This window comes from Burkholderia cepacia complex sp. TUM26381 (assembly GCF_057439935.1).
The window spans coordinates 1,319,544-1,339,678 of sequence record NZ_CM172007.1 but is presented as its reverse complement, the minus strand read 5'-3'; the positions used below and the strand labels follow the sequence as shown (position 1 = coordinate 1,339,678).

Genomic DNA, 20,135 nt, shown 5'->3' with positions numbered 1-20,135 from the left:
GCGCGCAGGCCGAACCCCGATACGCCCTGTATGGACCTCGAAAGCATCCGGATATTCTTGCGCGTGGTGGAACGCGGCAGCTTCACGGCCGCCGCCACGCAACTCGACATGCCGCTCAGCCGCGTGAGCCGCAAGGTCAGGCAGCTCGAGGACGATCTCGGTGTGCAGCTGCTCTACCGCACGACGCGCCGCGTGTCCGTCACCGAAGCCGGCCGCGACTATTACGAGCGCTGCCTGCGTGCCGAGGAAATCCTGCTCGACGCCGACCGCCAGGCCCGTGCGCTGCGCACCGAGCCCGAAGGCACGTTGCGCGTGCTGGTGCCCTACGCGATCGGCCTGCTGGAACTGGAGCCGGCGCTGGCCGAGTTTCGCCGGCGCTATCCGCTGGTCCAGCTCGTGCTGATCTACGACAACAGCGCACTCGATCTCGTCGAACACGGCTTTGACGTCGCGCTGCGCACGGGCGTGCTGACCGATTCCGGCTATGTCGCGCGCTCGCTCGGCTGGTCGCACGCGAAGCTCGCGGCCAGCCCGCACTATCTCGACCGCACCGGCCGGCCGCGCACGCCGCAGGATCTCGCGGAGCACGACATCCTGTTCGTCGGCCGCGACACGCCCGGCCTGACGCTGCGGCTCACCAACGCAGCCGGCGACGTCGCAGAAGTACCGGTGCGGCCCGTGCTGATCTCGAACGAATCGGTCACGGTACTGCGCCAGGCCGCGAGCGGCGGCGGCATCGCGCTGATTTCGACGCACTTCACCACGCGGCGCCTCGAGAACAACGAACTCGAAATCGTGCTGCCCGACTGGCACCGTACCGACGACGTCGAGCTGCACGCGCTGTACCCGAAGCGCGCAACGCTCGACAGCAAGGTGCGCGCATTCGTCGAGTTCCTGACGGAAGTCTTCACCGCGTGGCGAGCTGCACCGTAACCGGCACCGTACGACCAGCCATCGATGCACGTCGACCGCATTATTGCGCCGCACGAAAGGAATTAATGACCGCGCGAGCGTTGATCGCCGCTCGCCGCGTCGTTAGCCTGTGCCCATGAAAAACCACCGCACACGCGACGGCAGCCACGTGCCCGCTGCCCGCCGGCGCGTCACGCGCGTCGCGCCTTCCTGACCGGCCTGCCCGCGCCCCGGAGCCCGTCACGGCTTCGCCGATCCGATTGAACGCCTGAACCGCACGCTGCGCGCGGACGGCCCCTGTTTGCCGGGCCGCCCGCGCGCGGTGCGTGTCCGTCCGCTGCGCGGCCCGCCCGCGCAGGCGCCGCGCGCGTGTGCGCGCCCGCCGCTGCGCGCCGCCCGGCCCCCTTTCATCACGCAGGAACACCATGCCATCTCCGTCACCCCAGGCGCCGCTGTCGGGCGCCAAGCTCGCGATCGGCACGATCGCGGTCTCGCTCGCCATGTTCATGAACGTGCTCGACTCGTCGATCGCGAACGTCGCGATCCCGACGATCTCGGGCGACCTCGGCGTGTCGGTCGACGAAGGCACGTGGGTGATCACGATCTTCGCGGCCGCGAACGCGGTGTCGATTCCGCTGACGGGCTGGCTGACCCAGCGCTTCGGCCAGGTGCGCCTGTTCGTCACGTCGATCCTGCTGTTCGTGTTCGCGTCGTGGCTGTGCGGGATCGCGCCGAACCTGCCGACGCTGCTCGCCGCGCGGATCCTGCAGGGCGCAGTCGCGGGCCCGCTCGCGCCGCTGTCGCAGGCGCTGCTGCTCGGCGCGTGGCCGCGGCAGAAATCGTCGAGCGCGCTCGCGCTGTGGTCGATGACGGCGCTCGTCGGCCCGATCGCGGGGCCGTCGCTTGGCGGCTGGATCACCTACGACTACAACTGGTCGTGGATCTTCTACATCAACATCCCGGTCGGCTTCTTCGCGGCGGCCGTCACGTGGTTCGTGTTCCGCGACCGCGAATCGGCCACGCGCCGCCTGCCGATCGATACCGTCGGCCTGCTGCTGCTCGTGCTGTGGGTCGCGTCGCTGCAGATCATGCTCGACAAGGGCAAGGACCTCGACTGGTTCAACTCGCCCGTCGTCGTCGCGCTGGGCATCGTCGCGCTGATCGGCTTCGCGTTCTTCCTCGTGTGGGAGCTGCACGAGGCCAACCCGATCGTCGATTTGCGGCTCTTCACGCAGCGCAACTTCGCGGGCGGCACGATCGCGATCTCGGTCGCGTACGGGATGTTCTTCGGCACGCTCGTGCTGCTGCCGCAATGGATGCAGGGCTACCTCGGCTACCGGGCGGTCGATTCGGGGCTCGCCACCGCGCCGCTCGGGCTGTTCGCGGTCCTGCTCACCCCGGTGATGGGGCGCCTGCTGCCGCGCACCGATCCGCGCTACATCGCGACGCTCGCGTTCGTCGGCTTCGCGGTCGTATTCATGATGCGCACGACCTTCTACACCGACGTGTCGCGCTGGGATCTCGTGCTGCCGACGCTGCTGCAGGGCATTCCGATGGCGATGTTCTTCGTGCCGCTGACGTCGATCATCCTGTCCGGGCTGCCGCCCGAAAAGATCCCGGCCGCGGCCGGCCTGTCGAATTTCGGCCGCACGTTCTGCGGCGCGGTAGGCACGTCGCTGATCAGCAATGCGTGGAACGACCGCACGATCCTGCATCACGTGCGGCTCACCGAACAGGCGAGCGTCACCAACCCGGTTTTCACGCAGCAGGTCGACGCGACGCGCTCGCTGCTGCACATCGGCCCCGATTCGGCGCTCGCGTTCTTCAACGCCTCGGTCGATTCGCAGGCGGCCGTGATGGGATTGAACGACATCTTCTTCGTGTCGGCGATCATCTTCATCGCGATCATCCCGCTCATCTGGATCACGAAACCGTCGCGCTCGGGCGGCGGCGATGCCGATGCGGCGGCGGCCGGCGCGCATTGATCCGTACCCGCTTCGGCCGGGCCCGGTGTTCTGCACGCCCGGGCCCGCGCCGCCCCCCCGCCGACGTAATAAAGACTTGCAATCGATACAGGCGGAAACGTCAACAGCCGGTGCCCGCCCCGCGTTTTTTCCTCATGCGCCCACGATCCGGACGCGCAACGACAGGAGAAAACACCATGCGAGCCCTTACCCGCCAAATCGCGATTGCCGCCACCCTGATGTCGGTGCTGACCGGCACCGCGTTCGCCGACACGCCGTGGCAACAGGCGCATCCGCGCCGCGAAGAGGTCAACCAGCGCCTCGCGAACCAGAATCGCCGCATCCATCACGAAGTGAAGGAAGGCGAGATGTCGCACGCCCAGGCAGCACGCCTGCATCGTGACGACCGCAAGATCCGCCAGGAAGAGCGGGACATGGCTGCGCAGGATCGCAGCCACATCACGAAGAGCGAAAAGCACGTGCTGAACCAACAGGAAAATGCGGTCAGCAACAAGATCGGCCAATAACAGCGACAACACCGGCAAGCGCCCATTCGCCATCACCTGAAACGCCCGCTGCCGCGATGCGGTAGCGGGTGCTTGTGCTTGTTGTGTATCGAATCGTTTCAACGCGCCAACGGCTTCAAATGCTGCGGGTATACTCCGTCGTCAGCCGCCTGTCGCATCGTCGTCCGTCAAAAAACGGCCCGATTCCGGGCGGTTTCGTCGCGAAGCTTCGCGTTTCGCCTACCCCGCGCCCCAGCCTCGATACGAGACACACGACGACCGACCATGAAACGATTCCTGCTGCTCCTTCCCGCCGCCCTGCTCGCCGCCTGCGGTTCCGCGCCCTCGTCCGATTCGGCTTCCTCGGGTGCCGCGCCGATGATCTACGTGTCGTCGCAACGTCCGGCCTACGCGATCGCGAACTGCCTCGACAGCCGCCTGTCCGGCACCGAACAATCGCAGCACAACGGCGTGACCGACATCTCCGTCGGCTCGAATTCGTACTTCGTCACGCTGACGCCGTCGGGCAACGGCTCGGTCATCAAGGTCGTCCGCGGCTCGGGTAGCGAGCCGGCCGAGGAAGCGATGCGCTTCGCGATCGCACGCTGCGCGATCTGACGCCCGCCGGTGCCGGGCGCCCGCCCGGCCCGCCGCTGCGCGCGAGCCTGCGCGTACGCCGAATATTTTCATCCGGGCGCCCGTCGATGAGAGAATCGCACCACGATTCCTTTTCGATGGAGCCCGCATGAAGCACCTGCTGTCCCGGTTGTTCGTCAGCGCCGCGCTCGTCGCGCTTGTTCCGGCGCTGCCGGCGCAGGCTGCCACGCCGCCCGGCATCTTCGTCGTCGCCACGCAGCTCGGCGAATTCACGACCCTCGACCCGAGCGGGATCTACGAGCTGGTGCCGTCCGAATATGTCGCGAACACCTACGAACGCCTGGTGCGCGTCGACCTGAAGGACCCGACACGCTTCGACGGACAGATCGCGCAATCGTGGACCGTCGGCGCCGACGGCACGACCTACACGTTCAAGCTCCGCCCCGGCCTCACGTTCCATTCCGGCAACCCGGTGACCGCCGACGACGTCGCATGGTCGCTGCAGCGCACCATCCTGCTCGACAAGGGGCCGGCCGGCGTGCTCGCCGATCTCGGCCTCACGAAGGCGAACGTGATGCAGAAGGTGCGCGTGGTCGATCCGCAGACCGTCGTGCTCGAAACCGACCGCAAGTACGCGCCGAGCTTCGTGCTCAACGTGCTGAGCGCGTGCCCGGCCTCGGTGTTCGACAAGAAGCTCCTGCTGTCGCACCAGCAGGGTAACGATTTCGGCAGCGGCTGGCTGCGGACCAACGATGCGGGCTCGGGCCCGTACCAGCTCGTCAAGTGGACGCCGAACGAGACCATCGTGCTGCAGCGTTTCGAGAAGTACCGCACGCCGTACCCGATGAAGCGGGTCGTGCTGCGCCACGTGCCCGAAGCGTCCGCGCAACGGCTGCTGCTGGAGAACGGCGACGCCGACGCCGCGCGCAACCTGAGCCCCGACAGCCTCGCCGCGCTGACGAAGGCCGGCAAGATCAAGGTCGCGTCGTGGCCGGTATCCGCGCTGCTGTACCTGAGCCTGAACACGAAGAACCCGAACCTCGCGAAACCGGAGGTGCAGCAGGCGATGAAATGGCTGGTCGACTACGACGGCATCCAGCGCAACATCGTCAGCACGACCTACAAGGTGCACCAGACGTTCCTGCCCGAAGGCTTCCTCGGCGCGTCGAACGCGCGGCCGTACAAGCAGGACGTCGCGAAGGCGAAGGCGCTGCTCGCGAAGGCCGGCTTGCCGAACGGCTTCGACGTGACGATGGACATGCCGAACGACTATCCGTACCTCGAGATCGCGCAGGCGCTGCAGGCGAACTTCGCGCAGGGCGGCATCCGCGTGAAGCTGATCCCCGGCGATGCGAAGCAGGCGATCGGCAAGTACCGCGCGCGCCAGCACGACATCTTCATCGGCGAATGGTCGCCCGATTACATGGACCCGAACAGTAACGCGCGCGGCTTCGCGTGGAATCCGGACAACTCGGATCAGTCGCCGACGAAGATGCTCGCGTGGCGCAACAGCTGGGACATTCCGCAACTGACGAAGGACACCGAGGCCGCGCTCGCCGAGCCGTCGCCCGCGAAGCGCGCGCAGCGTTACGAGGCACTGCAGAAGGCCGTGCTCGCGAACTCGCCGTTCATCATCATGTTCGAGAAGGTCGTGCAGGTTGCGACGCGCCCCGGCGCGACCGGGCCGGAGATCGGGCCGATCAACGACCTCGTGTCGTACCGGACGCTCGCGAAGTAATCGCGGCGGCCCGCGCACCCGGCCCTGCCGGAGCACGGGTCATCGCCGCCGGCCGCCACGCCGGCGCTGCGCCGTGCGACGGCCGCGATCTACAATGGCCGGCGCCGCGCCGGGCACACGTAACGGGGAAACAACATGCATTCGAGCGAGCACGCAGTCTGCGTCGCGATCAACGACAACAACCGCGCGTGGTATGAAATGCTCGTGCCGTTCCTGCTGTCGCTGCGACAGACCGGCTACGACGGGCGGATCGCCGTGATCGGCTACGGGCTGTCCGAACGCAAGCGGCAGATCCTCGCCAGTCAGTCGGTCGACGTGATCGACGCGTCGGACGCGTATGCGCTGCCGGTCGGCCGCTTCATCGAGGCCGCCGAATATTGCGCGCGCCATCCGCAGATCCGCAAGCTCGCGCTGTACGACGCCGATATCTGGTTCTGCGCGCCACAATTCGACCTGTTCTCGCAGATCGGCGATGACCGGATCCATGTGTGCCCCGACCCGCTGTTCTGCACGTTCGTCGTCACGCCGCTGATCGGCGAGCGGCGCGACCATCACTGGCGTCTCGTCGTCGATGAAGTCAACGCACGCCACGGCGGCGCGCTGCAGGCCGGGCTCGTGGCCGGAACGGCCGATGCCTGGGCGCGTTATGCCGATCACCTGCGCGACTGCATGGCCCGCATCGGTACCGATTTCCAGGAATGCTTCGGCATCGATACGACCTTCCTGCATCTGTGGAGCGCGCAAGGCGAAACGACGCTGCTCGACCCGGTCCAGAACTTCGTCAGCAAGTACGGCATTCACGAATCGTTCGATGCGGGCAGCGGCAAGACGACGCTCCGGTATCAGGGCGAACCGATCCGCGCACTGCACATGACCGGCGATATCCGCTTCCTCGACCGGTGGCGCTACTACACGAACCACATCGACGCCGCGCTGCGCGACGGCACGCCGTTCGCGCTGTCGGACGGCACACCGGCACCGTCCGACGCCGTCGCCGCACGCATCGCCGCGGCGGACTACGTGCAATCGGCCGGGCTGGCCGTGTCGTCCGCAGCGATCGAGGCCAGCGCGGGCGCGTACCTGCAGGCGATCGACGAACCGGGCGGCACGATGCTCGTCGGCAGCGGAAACCACGAAGCGGTATTCACCGCGACCCGCGACATCGCGCGGCTGAACGTCTACGTCACGCACCCGTCCGGCTCACCGTCACCGCTGCAGTGCGAAGTGCGGGTCGACGGGCAGGCCCAGCGCAAGGGCACCGAACTGATGGCGCATTTCTCGTATCAGGTAGCGGCCGGCGCCGTCATCACGCTGCGCTCGACGAGCCTCGGCGGCCAGCAGTGCAACGCGATCTGGCGGCTGCGCGAAGCGCCGGACATGCAGCAGTAGGCACCGGGCCGCTGCCGGTCAACCGAATGCCGCCCACACCAGGTAGGCATTCAACCCGACGATCACGACCGTCGCCGCGCCGGCGACGATCCGCAGCGGCATCCGCATCGCGTAAGCGCCCATCACGTCCGCGCGCGCCGACAGCATCAGCAGCGCGATCATCGGCATCGGCAGCACGAAGCTCAGCACGACCTGGCTCGCGACCATCGCACGGGTGACGTCGCAGCCGAGCGCGACCACCGCGAATGCGGGCGCGATCGTCACCGCGCGCCGCACCCAGACCGACATGCGGCGGTGGATGAAGCCCTGCATCACGACCTGCCCGGCCATCGTGCCGACCACCGAACTCGATACGCCCGACGTCAGCAGCGCGACGAGAAACAGCGCGCCGGCCGCCGGACCGAGCACCGGGATCAGCGTGTGATACGCATCGCCGATATCGGTCATGCCCGGCGCACTCAGATGGAACGCCGACGACGCCATCATCACCATCGCGAGATTCACGAATCCGGCCAACCCGAGCGCCACGACGACCTCGCGGTTCGAGAACCGCACGAGTCGCCGCCGCTCCGCGTCGTCGCGCGGCGCGGTGCGATCCTGCGTGAGCCCCGAATGCAGGTACAGCGTGTGCGGCATGATCGTCGCGCCGATGATCCCGACCGCGATCGTCAGCGCCGCGTGATCCGGAATCTGCGGGACGACCAGATGGAACGCGGCCGCGTGCCAGTCCTGCGGCGCGATCAACAGTTCGCCGAGATAGCACGCGCCGATCACGCCGACCAGCGCCGCGATCGCGGCCTCCAGCGGCCGGAAGCCGCGCTTTTCGAGCGCGAGGATCGCGCAGGTCGCCAGCGCCGTCGCGATCATCCCCGCGAACAGCGACAGGTGGCACAACAGCCCGAACGCGAGCGCGCCGCCGAGGAATTCGGCAAGATCGGTCGCCATCGCGGCGATCTCGGACGCGATCCACATGCTCCACACGACGGGCGCGGGGAAACGGTCGCGGCACAGCTCGGCCAGATTGCGGCCGGTCACGATGCCGAGCTTCGCGGACATCGCCTGGAACAGCATCGCGATCGTGTTCGCGGCCAGCACGACCCACAGCAGCCGGTAGCCGTACGCGGCGCCGGCCTGGATGTTGGTCGCGAAGTTGCCGGGATCCATATAGCCGATCGACGCGATCACGGCCGGGCCGACGAACGGCAGCAGCGCGGCGACGCCGGTGCGGCGCCCTTCCAGCGCGGCACGCGTCGCGCCGTCGATACGCTCGGGAGACGGGCCCGGCAGCACGAGGCCGCCGGCAGGTTTGCTCGGGACGGGAAGCATGGTGGAGTTTCCGTTCGAATGAGGAAGACCGATTCGGGAGCGGGCGCCGCGGCCGGCATGCCGCCTGCCGGTCGCGGCGCTGCACTGCGCATACCGCGTTACAGCGGCACGACGTCGGGACGATTGCGCGGAAACTGCGCGATCACGTCGGGCGCGACGTTCAGATGCGCTTCGACGAGCTTCGGCGGCGTATGCGCGAGCCAGTCGGACAGCGACACCTCCGCGTAGCGGTCGGTCTTGAAGATCTCGAGGAACACGAGATCGGTCTGGCCGGTGTTCTGCACGTAGTGCCCGAGACTCTTCTTCACGTAGCCGACGTCGCCCGCGCGGAAGTCGGCCGTCTGCGCCTTCGGCCCCGTGTCGAACACGGTCATCCGCGCTTCGCCCTGCAGGTAGTACTGCCATTCGTCCGCGTTCGGGTGCCAGTGCAGCTCGCGCATGCCGCCCGGGTGCACGGTGACGAGCGCCGCCGCGACGGTCGTCGACACGTTGAAGTTGGTGCTGTCCGCGATCCGCACTTCGCCGCCGCGCGTCTTCCTGACGGGCTTCATGTCGCCGAGCGAGAAGATGAACGGATGCGGCGGCGCCCCGGCCGACGCAGCCGACGCGCGCTGCGCTTCCGCGAGCGGGCCCGGTTCGTCGCCCTGGAAGATCCACAGGTTGTCGAGCGGAACGTTCCTGAACGCATCGGCCGGCACGCCGAAGTTGAGTGCGAGCACGTCGGGCGGCGTATGCGCGATCCAGTCGGTCAGCAGCAGCGTGTTGAATTCCGATGCGCGGCCGTTATCGAACGCGAGCAGGAATTCGGCGCCGTCGGTGCCGAGGCCCTGCAGCGAATGCGGCAGGCCGGGCGGGAAATACCAGAGATCGCCGGTCTTGACGTCCTGCACCGACGGCCGCCCCAACTCGTCGAGCACCGTGATCCGGCAGCGGCCGTCGAGCATGATCGCCCACTCGGCCTGCTGGTGCCAGTGCATCTCGCGAATGCCGCCGCGCGTCAGGCGCATGTTGACGCCGGAGATGGTTTCGGAAATCGCAAAATCATCCTGCGTGACTTCGCGCGCCCAGCCGCCATTCTGGATGCGTTTATGCGCATTATTGAACGACGCCCAGAATAACGGCATCCCGTTGATATCGGTGGCCGGCGGATTTTGAAAGGACGGAAATTGATTGGCGATGGCCGGATTTTTAGGACCCGGGTCGGTCACGCTCTGGCGATTGAGTGCATTCACCGCACCTTCCGGCGGGCGGTCCGGATTACCGAACGAGGCGGCCTTGGCCGACACCGCGATGCCTGCCGCAGCAATGGCGCCGGCCGTACCTGCCAGCATTTTGCGTCGAGAAAGATTCGTCATGGTTTCCTCTTCATTCCTGCAACCTTGAACACTTCCATTACGGAATACCTGCCGTTTTTCGATTATCGAAAATCAAGGATCCCGTGACTCAAGTTAAATCCAAATCATCACAAAAATTAAATGAATTATTAACCTGAATTAATGATTTAATCTGATTTACTTTAATTTTGTAATTATTGCGTTGCAGCGGGAGGATGAGCGATAGCGACGGAAGATCGAAACATGCGCGCCGATGCAACGCCATTGATTCGCACGACTGATCAAATCGGCGCGCCATGCTCGCCGGAACACAAAAGTTGCCGTTCTCCACCGGCCCGGCGGCCACCCGCCCCTATCACCTATCCTCACACCATAGTTTTTATCCGCTGGCGCGAATGATTTTGGTTTTGTTAGATGGATGACATTCGCTCATTCGACGACAACGATCTAACAGCCGATGACCTGCGCGTTCGCCCATACCGTCGAATCCCGCTATGCCGAGCTGACGCCGACCGCCAAGCGCATCGCGAGCTACATGCTCGCGAACCTCGACCGGCTCGGGCTCGAGACGGCCGACCAGATCGCGCAGCAGGCCGGCACCAGCGGCATCTCGGTCGGGCGCTTCCTGCGCAGCGTCGGCTATCGCAATCTCGACGACCTGAAACGCGAACTGCGCGGCGGCGGCGACCGTCCGTGGATGATCACCGACCGGCTCGACGAGTACCGCCGCGTCGCCGGCACGCCGCCGGCCGAACGCAACGGCAATAGCGACGGCAACGACGGCACGCTCGCGTCGTCGCTCGAGCGTGAACTCGACGCGATCCGCCACGTGTACCGGCTCGCCGAAGGCCCGGTGTTCGCGCAGGTCGCCGACCGGATCGCGCAGGCCGACGCGGTATTCATCCTCGGCATCCAGTCGACGCGCGGCATCAGCAACGCATTCAGCAGCTACCTCGAATACCTGCGCCCTCGCGTGTTCTATTCCGACGGCCAGTCGGGCTCGTACGTCGATTCGCTGAACTCCGAATTCGAGCGGCCGTACTGCATCGTCACCGATACGCGCGCATATTCGCGCAGCGCGCGCCGCTATTGCCAGGCGGCCGCCGAGCGCGGGCAGCCGTACGCGCTGGTCACCGACCTGTCGTGCCCGTGGGCGCGCGACTGGCCGGCCGACCTGCTGCAGGTAAAGACCGACGTCGGCCAGTTCTGGGATTCGCTCGCGCCGCTCACCTGCCTGTTCAACCTGCTGATCACGGCCGTGGTCGACCGCCTCGGCCCCGCGATCGACCGGCGCGTCGCGCGTAACCGCGAACTGCAGCACACGTTCGACCAATTCGAATCCTGAGCGAGCCCGACCGAACCCGAACCGCCGATGAACGACCACCACCTCGTCGAAATCACGCCCGCCACGCATCACGTCGACATCGATCTCGTCTACGCGACCGATCGCAACCTGACCGGCAAGCAGATCTATCGTCGCGCGCACTGCCTGCTGCTGGCGCCGGCCGAAGCCGCACTGCGCCGCGCGGTGAGCGTCGCCGCGCAAGCCGGCTTCACGCTGTGCATCTACGACGCGTACCGGCCGCCGCAAGCGCAGCTGGTGCTGTGGGATTTCCTGCCCGACCCAGACTTCATCGCCGATCCCGGCGGCGGCTCGAATCACAGCCGCGGCACCGCGCTCGACCTGACGCTCGTCGATGCGAATGGCGAACCGCTCGACATGGGCACCGGCTTCGACGAGATGGTCGCCGCATCCGGCCACTTCCACGCGGGGCTGCCCGAAGCCGTGCAGCGCAACCGCCTGCTGCTGCTCGGCGTGATGCACGCGGCCGGCTTCGCACACGTCGACGACGAGTGGTGGCACTACGAACTGCCCGGCTCACACGCGTTGCCGCAGATCGACAACGCGGCAAGCGGCCCGTGGCGCCTGATGTGATGGCCATACGCATTCCCCTCACCGTTCACGTTCGACGACTTCAACGACACATGGAGCGCAGATGAAACCCCTGACATCCCGGCTCGTCGCGGCGCTGGCCGCCGCATCCGTTCTCGCCGCCGTCCCGCTTTCCGCCGCGCGCGCGGAAACGCCGAAGGACCTGTTCGTGATGGCCACGCTGCTCGACGAATTCACGACGCTCGATCCGGGCGAGATCTACGAACTGGTGCCGGAGGAATACGTCGCGAATACCTACGACCGGCTCGTGCGCGTCGACCTGCGCGATCCGTCGAAATTCAACGGCGATGTCGCGCAGTCGTGGACGGTGAGCCCCGACGGCCTGACCTATACGTTCAAGCTGCGCCCCGGCCTCAAGTTCCACTCGGGCAACCCGCTGACGGCCGACGACGTCGCCTGGTCGATCCAGCGCGCGGTGCTGCTCGACAAAGGGCCGGCCGCCGTGCTGACCGGCATCGGCCTCACGAAGGCCAACGTCGCGGCGAGCGTGAAGAAGCTCGACGACCAGACGGTGTCGGTCACGACCGACCGCAAGTACGCGCCGACCTTCGTGCTGAACGTGCTCGGCTCGTGGCCCGCGTCGGTGCTGGACAGGAAGCTGCTGCTGTCGCATCAGCAAGGCACCGACTTCGGCAATGCGTGGCTGAAGACCAACGAAGCCGGTTCCGGCGCGTACAAGCTGGTCAAGTGGACGGCCGGCGACAGCATCGTGCTGCAGCGCTTCGACGGCTACCGGCTGCCGCTCGCGATGAAGCGCATCGTGCTGCGCCACGTGCCCGAAGCCGCGAGCCAGCGCCTGCTGCTGGAAAACGGCGACGTCGACGCGGCGCGCGACCTGAGCCCCGACGATCTGGCGTCGGTCGTGAAATCCGGCAAGGCGAAGGTGTCGGCCTCGCCGCAGGCCACGCTGCTGTATCTCGGCCTGAACACGAAGAACCCGACGCTCGCGAAACCCGACGTGCAGGACGCGCTGAAATGGCTCGTCGACTATGCGGGCATCCAGGGCAACGTCGTGAAGACGACCTACAAGGTGCACCAGACCTTCCTGCCCGAAGGCTTCCTCGGCACGCTGAACGCGAACCCGTACAAGCTCGACGTCGCGAAGGCGAAGGCGCTGCTCGCGAAAGCCGGCGTGCCGAACGGCTTTTCGGTGACGATGGACGTGCGCAACGACTATCCGTACACGGAAATCGCGCAGGCCGTGCAGGCGAACTTCGCGCAGGCCGGCATCAAGGTGCAATTGATCCCCGGCGACAACAAGCAGACGCTCGCGAAGTACCGCGCGCGCCAGCACGACATCTACATCGGCGAATGGTCGGCCGACTACATCGATCCGCACAGCAACGCGCAGGGTTTCGCATGGAATCCGGACAACGCCGACAAGTCGAGCTATAAAATGCTGGCCTGGCGCAACAGCTGGGACATCCCGCAACTGACGAAGGAAACCGACACCGCGCTCGCCGAACCGACCGCCGCGAAACGCGCGCAGCTGTATCAGACGATGCAGAAGGAAGTGCTCGCGCGCTCGCCGTTCGTGATCATGTTCGAGAAAGTCGCGCAGGTCGCGACGCGGCCCGGCGTGAGCGGGCTCGAAGTCGGGCCGATCAACGATCTCGTGTCGTACCGCAACCTGAAGAAGCAATAAGATTCGCCGCATGTCGACTCCCGCCTCCTCCCTCGAAGCACTGCGCACGCTGCCCGCGCGGCGCCCGGCCGTGCGCTGGGCACTGCGCGGGCTGCGCTGGGCGCTCACGCTCGCCGTCACGTTCGCGGGGCTGCTCGCGCTGACGTTCGTGATCGGCCGCAAGGTGCCGATCGATCCCGTGCTCGCGATCCTCGGCGATCGCGCGTCGGCCGAGGCGTACGCGGCCGAACGCATCGCGCTCGGGCTCGACAAGCCGCTCGTCACGCAATTCCTGATCTACGTGCGCGACGTGCTGCACGGCAATCTCGGCGTGTCGCTGCTGACCGCGAACCCGGTGCTCGACGACATCAAGCGCGTGTTTCCGGCCACGCTCGAACTCGCGACGATCGCAACCCTGATCGGCATCGCGATCGGCGTGCCGCTCGGCGTCGCGGCCGCCGTGAAGCACAACCGGCCGATCGATCACATCGCGCGCTTCGTCGGGCTGATCGGCAATTCGGTGCCGGTGTTCTGGCTCGGGCTGATGGGCCTGCTGCTGTTCTACGCGCGGTTGCACTGGGTCGGCGGGCCGGGCCGGCTCGACCCCGTGTACGACGGGATGGTCGACCCGCGCACCGGCAGCCTGCTGATCGACTCGGCGCTCGCGGGCGAGTGGGACGTGTTCCGCAACGCGGTATCGCACATCGCGCTGCCGGCCGCGATCCTCGGCTACTACTCGGTCGCGTACCTGAGCCGGATGACGCGCTCGTTCATGCTCGACCAGTGGAGCCAGGAATACATCGTCACCGCGCGCGCGAAGGGCTTGTCCGAGCGGCGCGTGATCTGGCGGCATGCGTTCGGCAACATCATGGTGCCGCTGCTCACCGTGATCGCGCTCACGTACAGCAACCTGCTCGAAGGCTCGGTGCTGACCGAGATCGTGTTCGCGTGGCCGGGGCTCGGCTCGTACCTCACGGGCGCGCTGCTGAACGCCGACATGAGCGCGGTGCTCGGCGCGACGCTCGTGATCGGCGCGATGTTCATCACCGTCAACCTGCTGACCGACGCGCTGTACCGCGTGTTCGATCCGCGTGCGCGCTGAGGGCCGCCCCGACATGACCGCTTCCACCCCGCTTCTTTCATCGCCGATGCCGAAGGTCGTCCAATCATGAACGCCGAGCGCCTCACACTGCGCGCGTGGCTGCTGTCCGATGCGCCCGCGTCGCGCTCGCAGGCCGCACTCGGCCTTGCCTACCGACGCTGGCGCCGGTTCGCCACGAATCCGCTCAACCTGTTCGGGCTCGCGATCCTCGTCGCGCTGATCGCCGTTGCGATCGTCGGCCCGCTGATCATGCCGCACGACCCGCTGCGCCAGGTCCTGTCCGACCGGCTGCTGCCGCCCGGCTCGCCGTCGCACTGGTTCGGCACCGACCAGCTCGGCCGCGACATCCTCTCGCGGCTGATCGCCGGTTCGCGCCTGACGCTCGGCATCGCGCTGCTCGTCGTCGTGATCGTGGTGCCGATCGGCCTCTTGATCGGCACCACGGCCGGCTATTGCGGCGGCTTCGTCGACAGCGTGCTGATGCGCATCACCGACATCGCGCTCGCGTTCCCGAAGATCGTGCTCGCGCTCGCATTCGCGGCCGCGCTCGGGCCGGGCGTCATCAACGCGGTCGTCGCGATCTCGATCACCGCGTGGCCCGCGTATGCGCGGCTCGCACGCGCGGAGACGATCCGCATCGCCCAGGCCGATTACATCCACGCCGCGCGGCTGCAGGGTGCGTCGGGCCCGCGCATCCTGCTGCGCTACATCATGCCGCTGTGCATGTCGTCGGTGATCGTGCGCGCGACACTCGACATGGCCGGCATCATCCTGACCGTCGCAGGCCTCGGCTTTCTCGGCCTCGGCGCGCAGCCGCCGAGCCCCGAGTGGGGCTTCATGGTCGCGTCGGGCCGCAACGTGCTGCTCGACGCATGGTGGGTCGCGACGCTGCCCGGCATCGCGATCCTGCTCGTGAGCCTCGCGTTCAACCTGCTCGGCGACGGGTTGCGCGACGTCTTCGATCCCCGTCATGGAGCGTGACATGCCGATGCATTCCACCACCGCGCCCACGCCGCTCTGCGAGATCGACGGGCTGAAGATCGGCTTTCGCGGCCATGACGGCGTCGTCACCGACGCCGTGCGCGACCTGTCGCTGACGCTCGCGCCGGGCGAGCGGCTCGGCATCGTCGGCGAATCGGGCTCCGGCAAATCGCTGACGGGCCGTGCGCTGCTCGGCCTGCTGCCTGACGCCGCGCGCTGGTCGGCGCGCACGATGCGCTTCGCGGGCCACGACCTGCTCGCGATGTCGCCGCGCGACCGCCGGCGGCTGTGCGGCAGCCAGATGGGCATGATCCTGCAGGACCCGAAATATTCGCTGAACCCGGTGATGACGGTCGCGAAGCAGATGGGCGAGGCGTTCCGGCTGCACGAGCCCGGGCTGCGCGGCCGCGCGCTGCGCGAACGGATCGTCGATGCGCTGTCGGCCGTGCAGATCCGCGACCCGGCGCGCGTCGCAGACGCGTATCCGCACGAGCTGTCGGGCGGCATGGGCCAGCGCGTGATGATCGCGATGATGGTGTCGACCGGCCCGCGCCTGCTGATCGCCGACGAGCCGACGTCCGCGCTCGACGTCGCGGTGTCGATGCAGGTGCTCGCGGTGCTCGACGCGATGATCGCGCGGCACAACACCGGCCTGATGTTCATCAGCCACGACCTGCCGCTCGTGATGTCGTTCTGCGACCGCGTCGCGGTGATGTATGCGGGCCGCGTGGTCGAAACCTGCGCCGCGCGCGACCTGCGCGACGCGTCGCATCCTTATACGCGCGGGCTGCTCGCGGCGAACCCGCCGCTCGCGAACCCGCCGGACGAACTGCCGGTGCTGCGGCGCGACCCCGCGTGGCTCGAGCCCCTGCAGCCTGCCGTCACGCCCGCCGACCGACAGGAGGCCGCACGATGATCGACGTCGATCACGCATCGATCCGTTTCCCGACCCGCACGGGTCACGTCGACGCCGTGCGCGACGCGAGCTTTGCCGTGCGCGACGGCGAAGTGTTCGGGCTCGTCGGCGAATCGGGCTCCGGCAAGTCGACGCTGCTGCGCGCGCTGACGGGCCTCGTGCCGCTCGCATCCGGCAGCCTGTCGATCGATGGAAGGCCGGTCGGCGGCACGCCCGATTGCGCGTTCCGCCGCCACGTGCAGATGGTGTTCCAGGATCCGTACGCGTCGCTGCATCCGCGCTTCACGGTCGACCAGACGCTGCGCGAGCCGCTGTCGATCCATGCGATCGGCGACGCCGATGCACGCATCGCCCGCGCGCTGGCCGAGGTCGGCCTCGGGCCCGCGTTCCGCTTCCGCTATCCGCACCAGTTGTCGGGCGGCCAGCGGCAGCGCGTCGCGATCGCCCGCGCACTGATCGTCGAACCGCGGGTGCTGCTGCTCGACGAGCCGACGTCCGCGCTCGACGTGTCGGTGCAGGCCGAGATCCTGAACCTGCTGCGCCGCCTGCATCGCGAACGCAGCCTGACGATGATTCTCGTCAGCCACAACCTCGCGGTGATCGGTTTCCTGTGCCAGCGCGTCGCGGTGATGCAGCACGGCGAGATCGTCGAGCAGCTCCGGATCGAGGACGTGCGCGCGGGGCAAGTCGCACGCGACTACACGCGCACGCTGCTGAATGCGACCGAAGGCTACCGCCGCCTCGACCCGGTGGCCGGCGCGCCGGCGGCGTGACATCTGCGCGACGCGCCGGCGTGCGATACTCGGCACGCCACGCGCCGGCTTGCCGCCGCATGGAACCCTTGTGCGCCGCACGGGTCAACTTCCTTTCGTCAACAGCACAGCAATAGGGAGGCGTTCATGCTGCAATTCATCGAAACCCTGGTCGTCGGGCTCATCGTCGGCCTCCTCGCCCGCGCGCTCAAGCCCGGCGACGACAAGATGGGCATCCTGATGACCACCGTGCTCGGCATCGTCGGCTCGCTGGTCGCCGGCTACGTCGGCCGGGCCGCCGGCTGGTATGCGCCGGGCCAGGGCGCAGGCTGGATCGCATCGATCATCGGCGCGATCGTGCTGCTCGTTGTCGTTGGTGCGATTCGCAAGCGCGCGGGCTGAACACCGCACGCATCGTTCCAATGCAAAACGGCCGCTCGTCACGAGCGGCCGTTTTGCTTTCCGGGCGGCGCCAGAGCCGTTGCCTGCGCAACGGACTCGGCGACCGTTCGTCCTGCGATCCTATCCCGCCCGGCATTTTCCCGACTTGCGGTTGCGCAGATCCGGCCTACATTGGTTGAAGCAATCCGCAGTCATTTGCTTATTGCCTTTATTTCCATTTCTTGATTCAAGAGGTCCGATGGTTTTGCCGTTTACGCATATAGCATCGCAGCGTTAGACGGACTGCCACCCGAGCGGCCCCGCTGCGACGCGCTTCCTCTCTGGAGCCTGTCATGAAGCATCGCCTGTTCGCCGCCTCGTTCGCCCTGGCTGCCACGCTTCTGGCCTCGTCCTCGTCCTTTGCCGGCGGCACGTCCGGCATCATTCACTTCTCCGGCATGATCGTCGAGCCGCCCTGCTCGTTCGCACTCGACACGGCCGATATCGCCCGTCCGCACGTGCGCCCCGACTGCCCGCGTCCTGCGAGCGGACAAGTCGCGTTCGTCGACGCGGCCAGCCTGCGCACGATCAAGACCACGACCTTTACTCAGGCCTCGCGCGCAATCGTTTTACCTGACCGTCCGGGCAGCGATCATGCCCCGATGATCGCCGTCGTGACCTACCAGTAGAGCCCGCTGCCGCACGCCCGTCGCCGAGGCCGCGCGTCAGTCGCGATGGCGCGCGATCCAGTCGCTGAACGCGCGGATCTTCTGCTGGCTGCCGAGGTTTTCGGGGTAGACGAAGAAGTAGCGTGCGCCCGTCTCGAGCACGATGTCGAACGGCCGTTCGAGCCGGCGTGCGCTGACGTCGTCGTCGACGAGCGTCACGTCGCCGATCGCAATGCCGAAGCCCTGCATCGCCGCATTCGTCGCGAGATCGAGCGTGTCGAACGTCGGCCCGCGCGCGGGATCGACGCTGCGCTCGCCCGCGTGATCGAGCCATGCACGCCAGTCGCGATGGTCGCGCGTCGGATGCAGCAGCGTATGACGCGCGAGATCGCCGAGCGCGTCGAGCGGCGCCGCCTGACGTAGCTCGGGCGCGCAGACGGCTGTCAGCCGCTCGTCGAACAGCGGCAGCGCGACGACGCCCGGGCCCGGCGACGTCCCGTAGACGATCGCCGCATCGAACGGCTCGGTCGAGAAATCGACGACGTGCTGCCACGTGGTCGTGATCTGCACATGCAGATCGGGATGCTCGCCCTGGAAGCGCATGATGCGCGGCAGCATCCAGCGCATCACGCAGGTCGGCACCTTCAGCGCGAGATCGGTACGCTGTCGCGTCAGCCGCATCGAGATGTCCTCGATCCGCGCGAAGCTCTCGTTCACGACCGGCAGCAGTTGCTCGCCCTCCGCCGTCAGCGTGAGCCCCTTCGCATGCCGCTTGAACAGCGGAAATCCGTAATGCGCCTCGAGCGTCTGGATCTGCCGGCTCACCGCGCCCTGCGTGATGCACAGCTGCTCGGCCGCACGCGTGAAGCTGCGGTGGCGAGCCACCGTCGAGAAGATCTGCAGCGCGTGCAGGGGCGGAAGTCGGCGCATGGCGAACGGGATACAGGGAAACGGCGCGGAAGGACCGCGCGCCGACGCCGGCGCGCGCTGACCGACACGATAAGCCAAACGCCGGCTTTGCGCGAGACGCCGGGCGCTCAGGCCGTCGCGGCCAGTGCACCCGCCGCGATGCGCGCTGCCGATGCGACGACGTCCGCGCGAACCGCCGCATCGGCCTGCTGCTGCGTGAACGACACGGCCATCACGATCGGCGCACGCGACGGCGGCCACAGCACCGCGATATCGGTCGTCGTGCCGTAGCCGCCCGTGCCGGCCTTGTCAGCGACGCGCCAGCCCGGCGGCACCCCCGCCGCGATGCCGGTCGCGCCGCGCGCGCCGCCGGCCATCCATTCCGTCAGCTGCGTGCGCTGCGGCTCTTGCAGTGTCTTGCCGAGCAGCAGCCGCTGCAGCGTGTCGACCATCGCGACCGGCGTCGACGTGTCGCGTTCGTCGCCGGGCGCGGCCTGGTTCAGTTCGGGTTCCCAGCGATCGAGGCGGAACGTCGTATCGCCGCTCTCGCGCGCGAACGCCGTGACGGCCTGCGGGCCGCCGAGCACGCCCATCAGCAGGTTGCCCGCGCCCTTGTCGCCCGCTTGCAGCATCGCCTCGCACAGCTGCGCGATCGTCAGGCCCGTGTCGACGTGGCTTTCCGTGACCGGTGAGCCCGCCACGATTTCATAACGGCGGTAGAGGATACGGCGCGGCAGCAGCGACGCGTCGAGCGAACCGCGCGCGAGCATCGCGGCGGCCGCCATGACCGCATACGTGCCGCACAGCGGGAAGCGTTCGCGCGCGTGATGAGCGATGCGCACGCCGTTCGACGTATCGAGCGCGGCGACGCCGAGCCGCCCGTTCGACGCCTTTTCGAGCGCGGCCAGTTCGGCCTGGGCGGCATGGGCGCGCCCCTGGTCGGCGACCGGTGTGGACGTGCAGGCGGCGACGAACGGCGCGGCAACGGCGGCAAGCAACAGCGAGCGGCGTGTCGGAGAGTGTTCCATGGATAAGATGTGTTCGGTCGGAAACGGTGGCACGAAGCAACGCGGGCGCGCATC

General features: G+C 67.5%; 19 protein-coding genes. 15 read left to right on the top strand and 4 right to left on the bottom strand.

Features of this window, described 5'->3' with window-relative positions:
* Positions 1-30: 30 nt before the first annotated feature.
* The 6 genes from ACWMMN_RS22810 (at position 31) to ACWMMN_RS22785 (ending at position 7,106) form a co-directional block, all read left to right on the top strand.
* Entirely contained in the window at positions 31-933 is a 903-nt protein-coding gene (locus tag ACWMMN_RS22810; RefSeq protein ID WP_059240266.1) for a LysR family transcriptional regulator, read from the top strand.
* A gap of 404 nt (positions 934-1,337) precedes the next feature.
* Positions 1,338-2,897: a DHA2 family efflux MFS transporter permease subunit gene (locus ACWMMN_RS22805; protein ID WP_342705076.1), complete on the top strand. Its 1,560-nt coding sequence runs from the start codon at positions 1,338-1,340 to the stop codon at positions 2,895-2,897.
* Between the two features lie 176 nt (positions 2,898-3,073).
* Positions 3,074-3,403 carry a hypothetical protein gene (locus tag ACWMMN_RS22800; RefSeq protein WP_059240262.1) on the top strand — a complete coding sequence of 110 codons (330 nt, stop codon included), beginning with the start codon at positions 3,074-3,076 and terminating at the stop codon, positions 3,401-3,403.
* A 264-nt stretch (positions 3,404-3,667) separates the two neighbouring features.
* On the top strand, positions 3,668-4,000 hold the full coding sequence (locus ACWMMN_RS22795; RefSeq protein WP_059240260.1) for a hypothetical protein: 333 nt from the start codon (positions 3,668-3,670) through the stop codon (positions 3,998-4,000).
* Positions 4,001-4,127: 127 nt separating this feature from the next.
* Positions 4,128-5,717 (top strand): ABC transporter substrate-binding protein, encoded by a 1,590-nt coding sequence (locus ACWMMN_RS22790; RefSeq protein WP_486423982.1) that lies wholly within the window; start codon positions 4,128-4,130, stop codon positions 5,715-5,717.
* A gap of 135 nt (positions 5,718-5,852) precedes the next feature.
* Positions 5,853-7,106 carry a hypothetical protein gene (locus tag ACWMMN_RS22785; RefSeq protein WP_059240256.1) on the top strand — a complete coding sequence of 418 codons (1,254 nt, stop codon included), beginning with the start codon at positions 5,853-5,855 and terminating at the stop codon, positions 7,104-7,106.
* Between the two features lie 18 nt (positions 7,107-7,124).
* Here the strand turns inward: ACWMMN_RS22785 and ACWMMN_RS22780 are convergent, their stop codons facing one another.
* Complete coding sequence (locus tag ACWMMN_RS22780) at positions 7,125-8,432, bottom strand: Nramp family divalent metal transporter (RefSeq protein WP_059240254.1); 1,308 nt, start codon at positions 8,430-8,432, stop codon at positions 7,125-7,127.
* Positions 8,433-8,530: 98 nt separating this feature from the next.
* The gene (locus ACWMMN_RS22775) at positions 8,531-9,787 is read right to left on the bottom strand and encodes an oxalate decarboxylase family bicupin (protein ID WP_174991243.1); all 1,257 of its coding nucleotides are present in this window, start codon (positions 9,785-9,787) and stop codon (positions 8,531-8,533) included.
* A 436-nt stretch (positions 9,788-10,223) separates the two neighbouring features.
* Here ACWMMN_RS22775 and sapR point away from each other — a divergent pair, with 436 nt between their 5' ends.
* The 9 genes from sapR (at position 10,224) to ACWMMN_RS22730 (ending at position 18,165) form a co-directional block, all read left to right on the top strand.
* Positions 10,224-11,111: a sap1 transcriptional regulator SapR gene (gene sapR / locus ACWMMN_RS22770; protein WP_342705080.1), complete on the top strand. Its 888-nt coding sequence runs from the start codon at positions 10,224-10,226 to the stop codon at positions 11,109-11,111.
* A 27-nt stretch (positions 11,112-11,138) separates the two neighbouring features.
* Positions 11,139-11,702 carry a D-alanyl-D-alanine dipeptidase gene (ddpX, locus tag ACWMMN_RS22765; RefSeq protein WP_342705081.1) on the top strand — a complete coding sequence of 188 codons (564 nt, stop codon included), beginning with the start codon at positions 11,139-11,141 and terminating at the stop codon, positions 11,700-11,702.
* Positions 11,703-11,763: 61 nt separating this feature from the next.
* Positions 11,764-13,365, top strand: a complete 1,602-nt coding sequence (locus ACWMMN_RS22760; RefSeq protein ID WP_059240247.1) for an ABC transporter substrate-binding protein — start codon at positions 11,764-11,766, stop codon at positions 13,363-13,365.
* 10 nt (positions 13,366-13,375) lie between these two features.
* On the top strand, positions 13,376-14,446 hold the full coding sequence (locus ACWMMN_RS22755) for an ABC transporter permease (RefSeq protein ID WP_486423981.1): 1,071 nt from the start codon (positions 13,376-13,378) through the stop codon (positions 14,444-14,446).
* Positions 14,447-14,512: 66 nt separating this feature from the next.
* Positions 14,513-15,427: a nickel transporter permease gene (gene nikC, locus ACWMMN_RS22750; RefSeq protein WP_059240243.1), complete on the top strand. Its 915-nt coding sequence runs from the start codon at positions 14,513-14,515 to the stop codon at positions 15,425-15,427.
* A gap of 1 nt (position 15,428) precedes the next feature.
* The gene (locus tag ACWMMN_RS22745) at positions 15,429-16,343 is read left to right on the top strand and encodes an ABC transporter ATP-binding protein (RefSeq protein WP_059240241.1); all 915 of its coding nucleotides are present in this window, start codon (positions 15,429-15,431) and stop codon (positions 16,341-16,343) included.
* Positions 16,340-17,116 carry an ABC transporter ATP-binding protein gene (locus ACWMMN_RS22740; protein ID WP_486423980.1) on the top strand — a complete coding sequence of 259 codons (777 nt, stop codon included), beginning with the start codon at positions 16,340-16,342 and terminating at the stop codon, positions 17,114-17,116. The genes ACWMMN_RS22745 and ACWMMN_RS22740 overlap by 4 nt, the downstream gene beginning before the upstream one ends.
* Before the next feature lie 126 nt (positions 17,117-17,242).
* The gene (locus ACWMMN_RS22735; protein ID WP_059240237.1) at positions 17,243-17,497 is read left to right on the top strand and encodes a GlsB/YeaQ/YmgE family stress response membrane protein; all 255 of its coding nucleotides are present in this window, start codon (positions 17,243-17,245) and stop codon (positions 17,495-17,497) included.
* Positions 17,498-17,829: 332 nt separating this feature from the next.
* Positions 17,830-18,165: a type 1 fimbrial protein gene (locus ACWMMN_RS22730; protein ID WP_059240235.1), complete on the top strand. Its 336-nt coding sequence runs from the start codon at positions 17,830-17,832 to the stop codon at positions 18,163-18,165.
* A gap of 36 nt (positions 18,166-18,201) precedes the next feature.
* Here ACWMMN_RS22730 and ACWMMN_RS22725 read toward each other — a convergent pair whose 3' ends face one another.
* Together ACWMMN_RS22725 and bla are read right to left on the bottom strand one after the other, a co-directional pair.
* Entirely contained in the window at positions 18,202-19,074 is an 873-nt protein-coding gene (locus tag ACWMMN_RS22725; protein ID WP_059240232.1) for a LysR substrate-binding domain-containing protein, read from the bottom strand.
* Positions 19,075-19,181: 107 nt separating this feature from the next.
* On the bottom strand, positions 19,182-20,081 hold the full coding sequence (gene bla / locus ACWMMN_RS22720) for a class A beta-lactamase (RefSeq protein WP_486423979.1): 900 nt from the start codon (positions 20,079-20,081) through the stop codon (positions 19,182-19,184).
* Positions 20,082-20,135 lie beyond the last annotated feature (54 nt).